This is a genomic window from Marinobacterium rhizophilum DSM 18822, from assembly GCF_000378045.1.
GTDB lineage: Bacteria > Pseudomonadota > Gammaproteobacteria > Pseudomonadales > Balneatricaceae > Marinobacterium_A > Marinobacterium_A rhizophilum.
Window position 1 is genome coordinate 174235 of the sequence record NZ_KB899095.1, and the last position, 14342, is coordinate 188576.

At 58.7% G+C, this 14342-nt stretch carries 12 protein-coding genes; 9 read left to right on the top strand and 3 right to left on the bottom strand.

Features of this window, described 5'->3' with window-relative positions:
* The first annotated feature begins 7 nt into the window (after positions 1–7).
* The 3 genes from F451_RS0109695 to F451_RS0109705 all read left to right on the top strand — a co-directional run bounded on the left by F451_RS0109695 (position 8) and on the right by F451_RS0109705 (position 2542).
* Positions 8–892, top strand: a complete 885-nt coding sequence (locus F451_RS0109695; RefSeq protein WP_020681173.1) for an SMP-30/gluconolactonase/LRE family protein — start codon at positions 8–10, stop codon at positions 890–892.
* 21 nt (positions 893–913) lie between these two features.
* Complete coding sequence (locus tag F451_RS0109700; protein WP_020681174.1) at positions 914–1699, top strand: HpcH/HpaI aldolase family protein; 786 nt, start codon at positions 914–916, stop codon at positions 1697–1699.
* Between the two features lie 72 nt (positions 1700–1771).
* Positions 1772–2542, top strand: a complete 771-nt coding sequence (locus F451_RS0109705; protein ID WP_020681175.1) for an SDR family NAD(P)-dependent oxidoreductase — start codon at positions 1772–1774, stop codon at positions 2540–2542.
* Positions 2543–2641: 99 nt separating this feature from the next.
* Here the strand turns inward: F451_RS0109705 and F451_RS0109710 are convergent, their stop codons facing one another.
* Both F451_RS0109710 and speB read right to left on the bottom strand, forming a co-directional pair.
* Positions 2642–4048, bottom strand: coding sequence for a YjiH family protein (locus F451_RS0109710; RefSeq protein WP_020681176.1), 1407 nt, complete (start codon positions 4046–4048; stop codon positions 2642–2644).
* Positions 4049–4283: 235 nt separating this feature from the next.
* Positions 4284–5258 (bottom strand): agmatinase, encoded by a 975-nt coding sequence (gene speB / locus F451_RS0109715; RefSeq protein ID WP_020681177.1) that lies wholly within the window; start codon positions 5256–5258, stop codon positions 4284–4286.
* A 134-nt stretch (positions 5259–5392) separates the two neighbouring features.
* Here speB and F451_RS0109720 point away from each other — a divergent pair, with 134 nt between their 5' ends.
* The 3 genes from F451_RS0109720 (at position 5393) to dtd (ending at position 7977) form a co-directional block, all read left to right on the top strand.
* Positions 5393–6337 carry a LysR family transcriptional regulator gene (locus tag F451_RS0109720; RefSeq protein WP_020681178.1) on the top strand — a complete coding sequence of 315 codons (945 nt, stop codon included), beginning with the start codon at positions 5393–5395 and terminating at the stop codon, positions 6335–6337.
* A 103-nt stretch (positions 6338–6440) separates the two neighbouring features.
* On the top strand, positions 6441–7391 hold the full coding sequence (gene pip / locus F451_RS0109725) for a prolyl aminopeptidase (RefSeq protein ID WP_020681179.1): 951 nt from the start codon (positions 6441–6443) through the stop codon (positions 7389–7391).
* 148 nt (positions 7392–7539) lie between these two features.
* Positions 7540–7977, top strand: a complete 438-nt coding sequence (gene dtd / locus F451_RS0109730) for a D-aminoacyl-tRNA deacylase (RefSeq protein WP_020681180.1) — start codon at positions 7540–7542, stop codon at positions 7975–7977.
* On the opposite strand, the gene F451_RS0109735 is transcribed toward dtd, so the two are convergent.
* Positions 7974–8669, bottom strand: a complete 696-nt coding sequence (locus F451_RS0109735; protein WP_020681181.1) for a cupin domain-containing protein — start codon at positions 8667–8669, stop codon at positions 7974–7976. The two genes, dtd and F451_RS0109735, sit on opposite strands and share 4 nt — an antisense overlap.
* Positions 8670–8713: 44 nt before the next feature.
* On the opposite strand from F451_RS0109735, the gene F451_RS0109740 reads away from it, so the two are divergent.
* The 3 genes from F451_RS0109740 (at position 8714) to F451_RS25240 (ending at position 14274) form a co-directional block, all read left to right on the top strand.
* Positions 8714–9334, top strand: coding sequence for a DUF2238 domain-containing protein (locus F451_RS0109740; protein ID WP_020681182.1), 621 nt, complete (start codon positions 8714–8716; stop codon positions 9332–9334).
* A gap of 738 nt (positions 9335–10072) precedes the next feature.
* Positions 10073–12376, top strand: a complete 2304-nt coding sequence (locus tag F451_RS25235) for a putative bifunctional diguanylate cyclase/phosphodiesterase (protein WP_020681183.1) — start codon at positions 10073–10075, stop codon at positions 12374–12376.
* Positions 12373–14274 carry a putative bifunctional diguanylate cyclase/phosphodiesterase gene (locus F451_RS25240; protein WP_020681184.1) on the top strand — a complete coding sequence of 634 codons (1902 nt, stop codon included), beginning with the start codon at positions 12373–12375 and terminating at the stop codon, positions 14272–14274. The genes F451_RS25235 and F451_RS25240 overlap by 4 nt, the downstream gene beginning before the upstream one ends.
* Positions 14275–14342: the final 68 nt, after the last annotated feature.

The following is a 14342-nucleotide window of genomic DNA, read 5'->3' on the forward strand; positions in this document are numbered from 1 at the left end:
ATCAGCCATGAGCGCTATCACCTGCGTGCTGGATGCCAAAGCGCAACTGGGGGAATCACCGGTCTGGTGTGCCCAGTCGCAAACCCTGTTCTGGGCGGACTTGCTGGCGCCCGCCATCCACAGTTTCACACCGGCCAGTGGCGCGTCCCGCCACTGGCCGATGCCGGAAACCCTGGGCTCCTTCGGCCTCTGTGAGCAGGGTGGCGCTGTGGTGGCACTGCGCTCCGGGCTCTATCACTTTGACTTTGAACGCCAGCGGCTGCGTCTGATCAATGTGCCAGCGGGAGAGCCCAAGACCCAGACCCGCTTCAACGATGGCAAGGTATCGCCGGACGGGCGCTTCTTTGTCGGCACCATGGATGAGCAGCAAAAAAGCCGGCCTCTTGGCGCGCTCTATCGGCTGGACCCCGATGGCAGCAGCCACAAGGTGCTGGACGAACTGATCGTTTCCAATGGACTGGCCTGGAGCCCCGACGGCCAAACCCTCTATCACGCCGACACCCGCGCGAACACAATATGGGCATGGGACTATAGCGCGCTGGATGGCAGCCTCAGCCACAAGCGGCAACTGGTGCGTACCGACAGCGCCATGCATGGCATGCCCGATGGCGGCGCGACCGATATGGAGGGTTATTACTGGAGCGCCGGTGTCTTTGCCGGGGTACTGAATCGCTGGTCCCCCGATGGCAGGCTTGATCGGCAGATTGCAGTCCCCTGCCAGACCCCGACCATGCCCTGCTTCGGCGGGCCGGACATGAAAACCCTGTATCTCACCTCGTTAAGTACCGGCCTGCAGCCACAGGCGCTGAAAGATTACCCGCAGGCGGGCGGCATTTTCGCCCTGCGTGTCGATGTGCCCGGCGTTCCCATCGCAAAATTCGGTGGCGGCTAACCCACCACCAGGAGAGCTTTCATGCGCGCAAACCAACTCAGAGCCATCTGGCAGTCCGGTGGCTGCGTCATTAACAGCTGGCTGTCATTACCCAGCAGTTTCGCCGCCGAAACTATGGCACATCAGGGCTGGGACAGTCTGACCATCGATATGCAGCACGGGCTTATCGACTACCAGAGCGCCCTGCAGATGCTCACGGCCATATCAACCACACGGGCAGTGCCCATTGTGCGTGTACCTTGGCTGGACCCGGGTTTCCTGATGAAAACCCTCGATGCCGGTGCCTATGCCGTCATCTGCCCGATGATCAATACCCGGGCGGATGCCGAACTGCTGGTCAGTGCCACCCGCTATCCGCCCCAGGGCACGCGGAGTTATGGACCCATCAGGGCCTTTCTCTATGGCGGTGCCGATTACCCGGCACAGGCCAACGACACCATAGTGCGCTTCGCGATGATCGAAACCCTGGAAGCACTGGAAAACCTGGACGATATTCTGTCTGTCGAGGGCCTGGATGCGGTCTATATAGGCCCGGCGGACCTGTCCAGCGCCCTGGGCTACGCGCCACAATTTGATCCCGTCGAGCCCACCGTCGTGGATGCTATTGATCATATTCTGGCGCGCGCCAAGGCCCATGGCGTTATCGCCGGCATCCACAACGGTACGCCCCAATATGCACAACAGATGATCGACAAGGGATTCCAGTTTGTCACCATCGGATCCGATGTGCGCATGCTGGCGTCGGGCTCCAAACAGATCCTCAAACACTTTAATCCGGCGGGCAACGACGCTCCCGCCGTTTATTAACTTGGCGCAGCACACACACCCAACCGTTTCTGGCGTGCAGCCCGATAGACAAGACCGACCTGGAGACCCGATATGAGCACTGAATACAGCCGCTATCCCAGCCTGAAAGACCGGACTGTCTTTATCACCGGCGGTGCTACAGGCATAGGGGCTTCCATGGTGGAGCATTTTGTCGCCCAGGGATCCAAGGTCTGCTTTGTCGATATCGATCAGGCGGCCGCGAATGAACTCTGTACACAGCTTGCCGGCAGCGGCAGCTGGGACCCGCTGTTTATCGCCTGCGACCTGACCGACATACCCGCACTACAACAGGCGATAGCAACGGCCAGTGAAACCCTGGGGCCCATCCGCGTGCTGGTCAACAATGCCGCACAGGATACCCGGTACGCTTTCAAGGATATCGACGTTGCCGCCTGGGATGCGATGCAGGCAGTGAATTTGCGCCATGTGTTTTTTGCCTGCCAGGCGGTTCACGACGACATGACCGCCAACGGCGGCGGTTCAATCATCAACTTCAGCTCGCCGAGCTTTATGCGCCGCTCCGCCAACATATCCCCCTACGCCACCGCCAAGGCTGGCACTATCGGCCTGACGCGAACCCTGTCTCGTGATCTGGGACACTCGAACATCAGGGTTAATACGGTACTGCCGGGCTGGGTCATCACGCCGCGCCAGAAGGATCTCTGGTGGGATGCCAAACTGGAGCAGGAAGTACTGGCCAATCAGAGCCTGCATCAGAAACTTGAGCCCGGTGATGTATCCCGCATGGTGCTGTTTCTAGCCGCCGATGACAGCAAAATGATCACCGCTCAGACCTATATAGTTGATGGTGGCCTTGTTTGAGCGCACAAAGCCCGCAGCAAAAAAACCGGCGCTGCTAAGGCGCCGGTTGAGGTGAGCGATGACGACAGCGGGAGCTAATCCCCAATGCCGCCCCTGACGCTAGGCTCTAAACACGACCAGATGGGCAATCAGCGCGATAACGGGGAGTGAAATCGCGGTTCTTACCAGAAAGATTTTTACCAGATCAAAGAACCCCAGTGGAATCCGCGATTTAAGAATCAGTACCCCGACCTCCGACATATAGATCAGCTGTGTGATGGACACGGAAATAATCACAAAGCGCGTCAGCTCGCTCTCGATCCCTGCAGCCACCACGGCGGGCAGGAACATCTCGGCGAAGCCCAGCAGCAAAGCCGGCGCGGCCTTGTCTGCTTCAGGCAACTGCAGCAACTCCAGCACCGGGATCAGCGGGTAAGACAGCCAGGTCATGATCGGCGTGAACTCGGCGATCACCAGCCCTGCGGTGGCAATTGCCATCAGCGCCGGCATAAGCCCAAACCAGATATCGGCAATGTTCTGCAGCGCGGATTTCACCAGGGCACCAGGCCCTGGCGCATTGCGCGCCTTGTTCATCGCCTGTTTCAGGCCCCAGGCAAACAGGGTACTGCCAGCCGGCACTTCTTCATTCAGCTGCTTGCCGCCCGGCGGGTAATAGTCATGCCCCATGCGCGATAATGGCGGTAGGCGCGGCACTATCATCGCCGCCACTACACCGGCCGCCACCACGGTCAGGTAATACTCGATAAACAGATGACCCAGACCCACAAACTCGGCGATCACCAGGGTGAAGGGCACAGACACTATGGAAAAATTAGTGGCAATGACCGCCGCGTCCCTGGCCGAATAATAGCCCCGCTCATACTGTTGCGAGGTAATCAGCACGCCCACAGCCGCCGATGAAAGCCAGGATGCTGTGGCATCAATGGAGGCGCGCCCGGGAATACAGAACAGCTTGCGAAATATATTGCGAAACAGCGTACCCACCAGCTCCATCAGGCCGTAGTCCGTGAGTAATGGCAGTAACAGGGCCGCAAAAAGGAAAATGGTGACTATGGCCGTCGCCAGATCATTCAGTACCACCTGCCCGGTGCGGCTCGACCAGATCCATTGCGGGCCGGCCTGGAAGTAAATCAGCAGCGTCGTCACCAAACCGCCCAGGCGCAACAGCAACCAAGGCATGCTGACCCTGAACAGCTCCGCCATAAACGACTCCGGTTTTACCCAGGCTGGCCGCAACAGCGTGATCCAGGTACTCAGCAACGCTGAAATACCCACAATGATCACCACCAGCAGGATCATATAGTTCGTCAGCGCGGTCTTGAGCTCCGTTGCCAGAACCGCCATCAATATAGTGATCTGCCCATCCACTTCGATGGGAAACAGGAAAGCCAGTACTCCTATGAGTGACGGCACCAGAAACTTGCACAGGAGCCCATAATTGAACCCCTCAGCCTGGCGTTGAGTATCGCCCCCAACGCCCAAACCATGATTACCTTCGTTTGCCATGTTTCGCCCCTATTATAATTATTAGCAAATGACGCTATTACACTGGAACCTGACTGCTAGCAGCCTGTCGGACTTGGCCGATCGTAACGAGGGAAAGACCGGTTTGCGGCAGTTTTTGAGCTCTTTTGAGGCGAATAGTGGTTCTATTTAACAAAAAAGAACTCAGAAAATGACCCCTCTTTACTGGAGAGAATCGGCTTTTCCGCAGTAGATCAGTGGTAAATCCGACAGGCTGCTAGCCACGCTGCCTTGAAGACTGCTCCGCCAGCATGCACAGGATTTCCCACATCAGGGTTACGCCCACCAGCGCAGTGTTTCCGCTGGGATCAAACGGCGGTGCCACCTCAACCACATCCCCGCCCACCAGATCGAGCCCGCGCAGGCTGCGCAGCAAGCGCTGGGCATCGTGTGTACTGATACCGCCGACTTCCGGCGTACCTGTGCCCGGGGCATAGACGGGGTCGAGGCAATCGACATCAAAGCTGACATAGGTTTTCTCTGTGCCCACAACACGGCGAATCTCCTGGATCACCGCCTCAACACCGAGATCAAAATATTCCTCAATACGGATTACGCGAATTCCCTGCTCCAATCCCCAGGCATCATCATTTTCACTGTACAGCCCGCCCCGAATACCAATCTGCACAATACGCGTTGGGTCTAGCAGGCCTTCTTCAACGGCGCGGCGAAACGGAGTGCCGTGGGTATATTTACAACCACCAAAATAACGATCGAAAGTATCGGTGTGAGCATCAAAGTGCACCATGCCCAAGGGGCCATGACGGGCTGCCAGAGCCCGCAGAATAGGCAGGCTGACCAGGTGATCGCCGCCAGCCGACAGGGGCACAATCCCCTGCTCCACCACCTGACGATAAAAACGTTCGACTCGTTCCAGGGTATCTTCAATCACTATAGGGTTGACCGGCGTATCCCCAAGATCAGCACAGTTGGCCAGCGCATAGGGGTCAATGCCAAAAGTAGGGTGAAACCTGCGCATCAGGGACGACAGATCCCGCATTTGTCGGGGCCCGTGTCGGGCACCGGCCCGGTTTGTCGTACCACCGTCCCAGGGCACACCAATCAGACCAATATCCACACTGGCAGCATCGGCCAAGGTGACGTAGGGCAGTCGCATGAAGGTTGCTATACCGGCGTAGCGCGGCGTGGTGTTGGAGTCGATGGGTGTAAAACTATTGTATTGCTCTGCCATGGGCGACCTCTTGTTTTCAGCCAGGGTTTCTGCGGGCCCACACTGCGACGGGCCCGGTTTGACAAAGTATTGGGCAAAGCATACGTTTCAATAAATTACGAATAACTCATATTTAGATTACAAAACTTGCAACTATGAAATCGACCACAAATGCCCTGAGTGGACTAATCAGTGATCTGGATCTGCGCCTGCTGCGTGTTTTTAAAACCGTGGTGGAATGCGGTGGTTTTTCCGCCGCCGAGGTAGAGCTCAATATAAGCCGCTCCGCCATCAGTCGCTATATGGGAGACCTGGAAACCCGTCTGCACATGCGCCTGTGCTACCGTGGCCGTTCCGGCTTCGCGCTAACCGACCAGGGGCGGCTGGTGTACGAGCATCTATTGCAGTTGCAAGTCGATCTGGAGAAATTCCGCAGTAATATCAATGCCGTACATAACAAGCTGGTTGGCGAACTGCACCTTGGGCTAACCGACAACACCATCACAGACCCTCAATCGCTTGTGCCGCAAATGATTGCCAGCCTCAAACAGCTGGGGTCCGGGATACGGATTGTCACCCAAACGACCTCACCCAATGAGATTGAACGCGCCCTGATCGAAGGCCGCCTGCATGTGGGTATCATCCCCTGCCACCAGGAATTGCCCGGGCTACGCTACTACCCGCTGTACCTTGAAAGATCACGCCTTTACTGCGCCCAAAGCCACCCGCTGTTTAATCAGGAAGACGCCGGCCTGCTTCCTGAGAAGCTCGCTAGCTTCGACTATGTCAGCCCCGGCTACAAACCCGATGTGCATTTGCTGGAACTGCAGAGCCTGCTCAAAACCACGGCTCATGCCTATCAGATGGAAGGCATCGCCACCCTGATACTCAGCGGACAATATATTGGGTTTTTACCCGAGCACTATGCGCGGCAATGGGCCGGAAAAAACATGATTCGCCCCGTCCTGCCCGAGCAGTTCTTTTTCGACACCCCCTTTAATGCAGTCTGGCGCGATGAGGCCCAGTCCAACCTGTTGCGCGAAGCCTGCCTGAGCGAACTGCGCCTGGCTTATGGCAATGATGCTCCCGCGCAGGTCTGAACCTGCACCATTACAGAGCAGTAAGATTCGGATGCAGCTGACTGTGGACAACCCTATACTGAGTGACTGACTCAGTCCCACACACGCAACGAAAGGCCAAGTCATGCGCTCCCTGCACCCCGACTTCCCACCCTACGCAGAACACCGTCTGCAGGTCGACGATATCCACAACCTCTATGTGGAAGAGAGTGGCAATCCGCAGGGGGTTCCAGTGCTGTTCGTGCACGGCGGCCCGGGCGGGGGCTGCAGCGCAAGCCACAGGCGCTTCTTCGACCCCGCCAAGTACCGCATTATTCTGTTCGATCAGCGTGGTTGCGGCCGCTCTCGGCCCCATGCATCCCTGAAGCACAACACCACCGCACACCTGGTGGACGACATGGAACAGATTCGCCAACGCCTGGGCGTCGATCGCTGGCTGCTGTTTGGTGGCTCTTGGGGATCGACCCTGAGCCTGGTGTATGCCCAGACGCATCCCGAACGCGTCTGCGGCCTGATTCTGCGTGGCATTTTCCTGTGCCGCGACCAGGACCTGCAGTGGTTTTATCAGCGCGGCGCCAACGCCCTGTTTCCCGATTACTGGGAGCAGTTCGAGCAGCCGATACCGCCGGAGGAGCGCGGCGACATGCTGAGGGCCTACCACCGCCGCCTGACCGCCGACAACGAAATTGCCCGTATGTCCGCGGCCAAGGCCTGGTCCATCTGGGAAGGCCGCTGCTCGACCCTGGACCCCAACAGCCAGGTGGTGGATCACTTCGGCGATCCCCATGTGGCCCTGGCCATGGCGCGCATCGAGACCCACTATTTCGTCAACCAGGCCTTCCTTGAACCCAACCAGATACTGCGTGATGCCCGCATTATCAGGGACATTCCCACCGTCATCGTGCAGGGGCGCTACGATGTCGTCTGCCCGCCGGAACAGGCCCATGCGCTGCATCGTGCCCTGCCCCGGGCCGAACTTCACCTGGTAAGGGATGCCGGCCATTCGGCGTTCGAGCCCGGTATCATCAGCAACCTGGTGGAAGCCACCGACGACTTCGCCCGCAGTCTGGCCTGAGCGGCACCGCCTGTGGGAGCTCACTCTGTGAGCGAATCATTCGGGCACCCTCGCGGTACCGAAGCCATGCGCCCGGAGACCGGGCTCCCACTTGTTCTGGCACATCGGCACCGTTAGCATGCCCTATTTTTATTCCGGGATGACAATAATGAAGGCTTTGATACAGCGGGTCAGTCAGGCTCAGGTGATGGTGGGCGACGAGTGCACCGGTCGCATAGGAGCGGGCATGCTGATTCTGCTCGGAATCGAACGTACCGATGATCAAGCCACAGCCGACAAGCTGCTCGGCAAGGTGCTGGGGTACCGCATTTTCAGCGACGCGGATGGCAAGATGAACCTTAATCTTCCCCAGTCCGGCGGCGGCCTGCTGGTGGTCTCCCAGTTCACCCTGGTGGCAGATACACGCAAGGGCCTGCGTCCCGGCTTTTCCTCCGGCGCAAGCCCGGAATTGGGCGAACAGCTGTACGATTATTTTCTGCAACAGGCGCGCCAGCGCCATACAGAGGTCGCCTGTGGCCGTTTTGGGGCCAACATGCAGGTGTCACTGACCAATGACGGGCCCGTGACTTTTTTGCTTGAGAGCTAAGCGCTTTCCTCCGTCAACGGTACCGAGCGCAGTGCCGCGAGCCCCCCTTCCTTGATATAGAGTGTGCAGCCGGTTTTGCTGGCCGGGCGATGCGTGGATCCGGCGGGCAGACGCAACCAGTCATGGCTCTGGTAATCGCCCTGCTCGTCATTGAAGCCCCCGTGGATTACCAGTATTTCCACACCGCCGGGATAGCGGCGCGGTCCTGCCAGGGTGCCGGCCGCCCAGCGCTCCAGACGCATGGTCTCGGCATGTTCCGGTTCCTTGTACAGCATCTTGAGTTCAATGCCCGGTGCCAACGGCTGCCAGCTGATCGCTTTCGCGGCCAGGCTGATATGATGCCGCATCCCGGCATACTGGCGCAGCTTGACGAACAGCAGGCAGCCCGTTTTCGATGAGGGGGCATGCTGAAACCCTGCGGGGTTCAGCAGGTAGCTGCCGGCGGGCCAGTCGCCTTCCTGATCGGTAAAGACACCGTCCAGCACCAGGATTTCTTCGCCGTCGGGATGGGGGTGCAGCGGAAATTCGGCCCCCGCCGGATAACGCACCAGCGATGTAACTTGACCACTCTCGGGCATGCCCACCAGATGCAGCCGCTTGCGCAGAACTTCGCCGCCCGGGCTTGGCACCCAGGGCTCGGCATCCGTGTGGACATGGACCCGGCGGGCCATATCGCCATTGACTGCTATCATGATCGCACCCTCTTTTTAAGAGCCCCATTGGCAAGGAGCCTGATATGCAACGTTATTCTCGGCACAGGGTCCCTGCACTGCTGTGGCTACTCGTCTTTGGGGCCGCGCTGCTCTGGTCGGCCATTGCCCCGAAGGATCGCCTGACCTGGTGGCTGGAGGTGATGCCGGCGCTGGTCGCCCTGGTGTTACTGACTGTCACGCGGCGGCGCTTCCCCCTCACGCCGCTGTGTTACGGCCTGATCCTGTTCCATTGCATCATCCTGATGGTAGGGGGGCATTATACATATGCTGAAGTACCACTATTCGATCAGATTGCCGAATGGACCGGCAGTTCACGCAACAACTACGATAAAGTTGGCCATTTTGCGCAGGGGTTTGTGCCCGCAATGGTCGCGCGTGAGCTGCTGTTGCGCCTAAGGGTTATCAATGGCGACCGCTGGCGCGCCTTCCTGATCGTCTGCTTCTGCCTGGCGCTGAGTGCCTTTTACGAACTGATCGAATGGTGGGTCGCACTGCTGAGCAACGAAGCCGCCGAGTCTTTCCTGGGCACCCAGGGCTACATCTGGGATACCCAGTCCGACATGTTCATGGCGCTGGTCGGTGCGATCTGTGCGCTCGGTCTGCTGGCCAACCTACACGACCGGCAGTTGCAGCGGCTTGTCTGATGCCGGCTATTCCGGCATCCAATCGGATCGATCAATTTACTTCGCTCAGCCCTACGGAGCCGCACTAATGAGCATTGAGGCAATCCTCTGGGCCGATTGCTAATAGCCGCAACCGTAACGCAGGCAGTTTTCAACAGCCCGCAACTGCGGACACAGCCCGTGGGACCGCCGAACACCTGGAAACGAACAACAGCCCAGATCGCACACAACCTGTTCCAGAGGCCTTGCAGTATTACCCCCCCTAGCATGCAGAATGGGCGACTGATGCCCACTGCTTTATATCAGGCGCCAACAGGGTTAAACCTTTCTCTGGCCACTAATGGAGAAAACCATATAGTGTGCTTTACTAAAGGCATATAACTACGTGCTACAAAGAGGCTATTGGGCCTACCAAACCAAAGGAACTTGTAGGATGCATTTTGTTCCCCAGGGAAGGTTATGGAGTCATGCGCGGGACAATACCCCCATCAATTATTTACGCCTTCCGGCAATCGAAGACTCGACAGCGACCGTTTTTTCCTCACGGAGAGAACGTGGCCAGACCCTGCACACTGGAAGAGCAGCTCACCGCGTCAGTAATCGACGTCCACAGCCCCAGGTCCCGGCAACCAGATCCGCTCACCCTCCGTCTGGCCAAACACGGCGTCTATGGCCACCGTACCGGAGCCTTGGAACGGTCGTTAACTCGAACAGACGCTATCGACTGAAAACACTCCGTCTATTGCGGGAGCAAACCCTGTGAGCCAGCTGCCAACCACCCGCAACCAGCGCATTCTGGTGGTCGACGATACCCCGTCGATTCACCAGGATTTCCAAAAGATACTCGGTGGCAGCCCGGATAATCAGGACGCACTGGCGTCGGCCGAGGCCGCGCTGTTCGGCGATGTGGCCGTACAGCGAGAGTGCTTCGAACTCGAGTCTGCATTTCAGGGGCAGGAAGCCCTGACCAGGGTCGTCGCGGCGCTGGAGCAAAAGCGCCCCTATGCCATGGCCTTCATCGACATGCGCATGCCTCCCGGCTGGGACGGCCTGGAAACGATTGAGCGCCTCTGGCAGGTCGACCCTCGGCTGCAGGTTGCCCTCTGTACCGCCCACTCCGATTATTCCTGGGAACAGATGGCGGAACGCCTGGAGTTGGGAGACCGACTGCTGATTCTGAAGAAGCCGTTCGACAGCATCGAGATTCGTCAGATGGCCAGCGCCCTGACCGTGAAGTGGCAAATGACCCAGGACGCAGCCTTCAAGATGAGCTGCCTGGAGCAGGCCGTTGAGGAGCGGACCAAGGAGTTGTCGGACGCCAATATCATCGTTCAGAACAGCCCAACGATACTGTATCGCCTGCGTGGCGAACCCTCCTTTCCGCTGATGTACATCTCCCACAACATCACCAAGTTCGGCCACGATGCCGCCGCGCTGGTGGCATCACCCGACTGGGCGCAAGTGCTGATCGATCCCGACGATCGCGCCATGGTCGATACAGCCATGGCGCGAGTACTGGATAAAGACGCCCAGGGCGCCTCGATCGAGTTTCGTCTACGCACCGGCGATGGAGCTCACCGCTGGGTCGAGAACCGCTATATTCCGGTGCGCGGCAAGGACGGCCGGCTCATTGAAGTCGAAGGCATCATTCTCGATGTCACCGAGCGCAAGGTCGCAGAAGAGAAAATCGCGCTGCTCGCCCGCACCGACGGACTCACCGGCCTGGCCAACCGCGCGACCTTTATCGAACGACTCAGCCAGGCCTTCGCCGCCAGCAAACGGGGCGCTACAGCATTCGCCATTTTTTACCTGGACCTCGATCACTTCAAGCAGGTCAACGATACCCTGGGCCACCCGGTGGGCGACCTGCTGCTGCAGGAAGTTGCGGTACGCCTGGGGAACTGCACCCGCAAGAATGATGTGATCGCGCGCCTGGGCGGCGACGAATTCGCCATACTGCAAATGGACATGAACGAGCCGGCAAACGCCGCCGTACTGGCGGCCAAGCTGCAAACCACGCTGGCGCACCCCTACCAGCTCAACGGCAACGAGGTGCGCATCTCGGCCAGCATCGGCATCTGCCCGTACGCACCCGGCAGCACCGCAGCAGACGCCATGCTGGCACAGGCGGACCTGGCGCTCTACCGCTCCAAGGAAGAAGGCCGCAACCAGTACCACTTTCATTCCGAGGATCTCGATCAGGAAGTGTTCGACCGGGTAACGCTGGCGAACGATTTGCGAACAGCGATGGAACAGAACGAGCTGGAGCTCTATTACCAGCCGGAGGTGGAACTGTCGACCGGAAAAATCCTCGGCATGGAAGCACTGGCGCGCTGGAACCACCCCGAGCACGGCCTGCTCAACGCCGACGCCTTTATCCCCATTGCCGAGAAGACCGGCGCCATCGTGGCGCTCGGCCATTGGGTACTCGAACAGGCGTGCCAGCAAATGCACCGGTGGCGCAACCAGGGCACGGCGCCACCGGTGATCACGGTCAATCTGTCGCTGGCACAGATCAAAAGCGGCGACGAGCTGGTGCGGGATGTCTCCGCCACCCTCGCCAAATGGGGGCTGCAACCATCCGATCTGAAGTTCGACGTGACCGAAGCCACGCTGGCACAGACCAAATGGACTCGTAATGACGTACTGCCACAACTGCGCGAACTTGGCGTGAAGATCGCCATAGACGATTTCGGCACCGAATACTCGTCGTTCGACTACCTCAAGACCTATCGCGTGAACCACCTCAAGATTGCCCAGACCTTCATTAACGCGGCCACCGACGACGCCGACAGCGCCACGACGGTCCGTGCCATCATCAACTTTGCCCGCGAGCTCGGCATCGGCATCATCGCCGAAGGCGTCGAAACCAAGGAACAGCGCGCCCTCCTGATCTCGGCCGGTGCCACAACGCAGGCGCAGGGCTTCTACTTCAGTGAAGCGGTAGACAGCCGCCGCGCCAGCGAACTGCTCCAGTGCGGCAGCATCCTGCCGAATAAGCTGAGTGACCCGGCACCCGACTCCACCAGCCTACCGAAAACACCGCCAAAGGGAGTCCCATGAATCAGCAAGCCAGCGGTGGCAACCGCCGCATCCTGGTGATCGATGACAATCCCGCCATCCATCGGGACTTCCGCAAGATACTCGATCCGGGTCCCGACAAAGATGAGGCTCTCGCCCTGTCCGAGGCAGCCCTGTTCGGCACGACCCGCGTTGCGCGCCCGACCTATGAGCTTGATTTCGCGTTTCAGGGGCAAGAAGCGCTGAACATGGTCGAGCACGCGCTGCAGGACGGCAGGCCCTATGCCATGGCATTTATCGACATGCGCATGCCACCCGGGTGGGACGGCGTCGAGACCCTGGAATACCTCTGGCGGGTCCAACCGCTGTTGCAGGTTGCCCTCTGTACCGCCCACTCCGATTATTCCTGGGAAGAAATGGCGGAACGTCTTGATCTGGGAGACCGGCTGCTGATCCTGAAAAAGCCTTTCGACTCCATCGAAATTCGCCAAATGGCCAGCGCGCTGACGGCAAAGTGGCAGATGTCACAGCATCTGGCCCTAAAAATAGACAGGCTGGAAACAACCGTTGCGCAAAGTGCTTCCGCGCTGCAGGAAATGACCCGTCTGCTTCACTACGACGACCTCACCGGCTTGCCAAATGCCGCATTACTGCAGGATCGCATGGCGCAGGCGCTGGCCATCGCCGCCCGGCAGCACAAAAGCCTGGCAGTGATGTACATCGGTCTTGACCGCTTCAAGCTCATCAACAATGCCCTGGGGCACCCGGCCGGCGATGCATTGCTCATAAAGGTTGCTGAATGCCTGGTGGCAACGGTGCGTAAATCCGACTCCGTTTTCCGCTACGGCGGGGATGAATTCGTGATTGTGCTGCCCGATTTGGTACTCCCGCAACAGGCCATTTATGTTGCAAACAAGCTACTGACCACACTCAGAAAGCCGCGATCCATCCAAGGGCAGAACCTCAATACCACCGCTAGTCTGGGTATCAGTACCTATCCGAACGATGGCGATAATGCGGATGATCTGGTCGCTAATGCGGAAACCGCGATGCACAATGCCAAAGAAAATGGCCGTGATGATTTCCAGTTTTACAATCCGGCTATCAACCTGCGTGCCCGCGAGCAGCAATCGATCGAAGCCGGGCTGCACACCGCCCTGGAAAAGCGGCAATTCACCCTGTTCTACCAGCCGAAGCTGAATCTCGAAACCGGGACGATTACCGGCGTCGAGGCACTGATCCGCTGGCAACATCCGGAGTGGGGAGCTGTGTCCCCCGCCCAATTTATTCCTGTCGCCGAGTACGGTGGCCAGATTATACCGATCAGCCGCTGGGTGGTGCGTGAGGCCTGTCGCCAGGCCAGAGCCTGGCGGCAAGCCGGGCTGCCACCACTGATCATGGCGGTCAATATCTCCGCCGTCGAGTTTCGACAGCCGGGTTTCCTGGAGAGTATTCGTACGGTCTTGCAGGAAACCCGGCTGGAACCTCGCTTGCTCGAGCTCGAGCTCACGGAAAGTGCTCTGATTCAAAATATCGAGTTTACGGTCTCGATCCTGCTGCAACTCAAGGATCTGGGCGTGCGGATCTCCATTGATGACTTTGGCACCGGTTATTCCAGCCTGAGTTATCTGAAGCAGTTTCCAGTCGATGTACTGAAAATCGACCAGTCCTTTGTGAAGGATATCGGCAAACCGGATAGTGACGCCATCGTCAGCGCCATTATCAGCATGGGCCAAAGCCTCAGGTTTAAAATCATCGCCGAGGGCATCGAAACACGGGAACAGCTGGACTTTCTGCAAGCCCGCCAGTGTGAAGAAGGCCAAGGCTATTACTTCAGCCGGGCGGTGACCGCTGAGGCATTTGCCGCGCTACTGGCAGGCGGCATAACGGTGGGGGCGGAAGATGAGGGTGGCCCGCCGGTCTGTGAACTCCATCGATAGGGGCATTTCCAGGTGGTGTAAAGCGGCGCCGGGCCGTTCCTGGCGACGCACGTAGGTTAAGCAACACA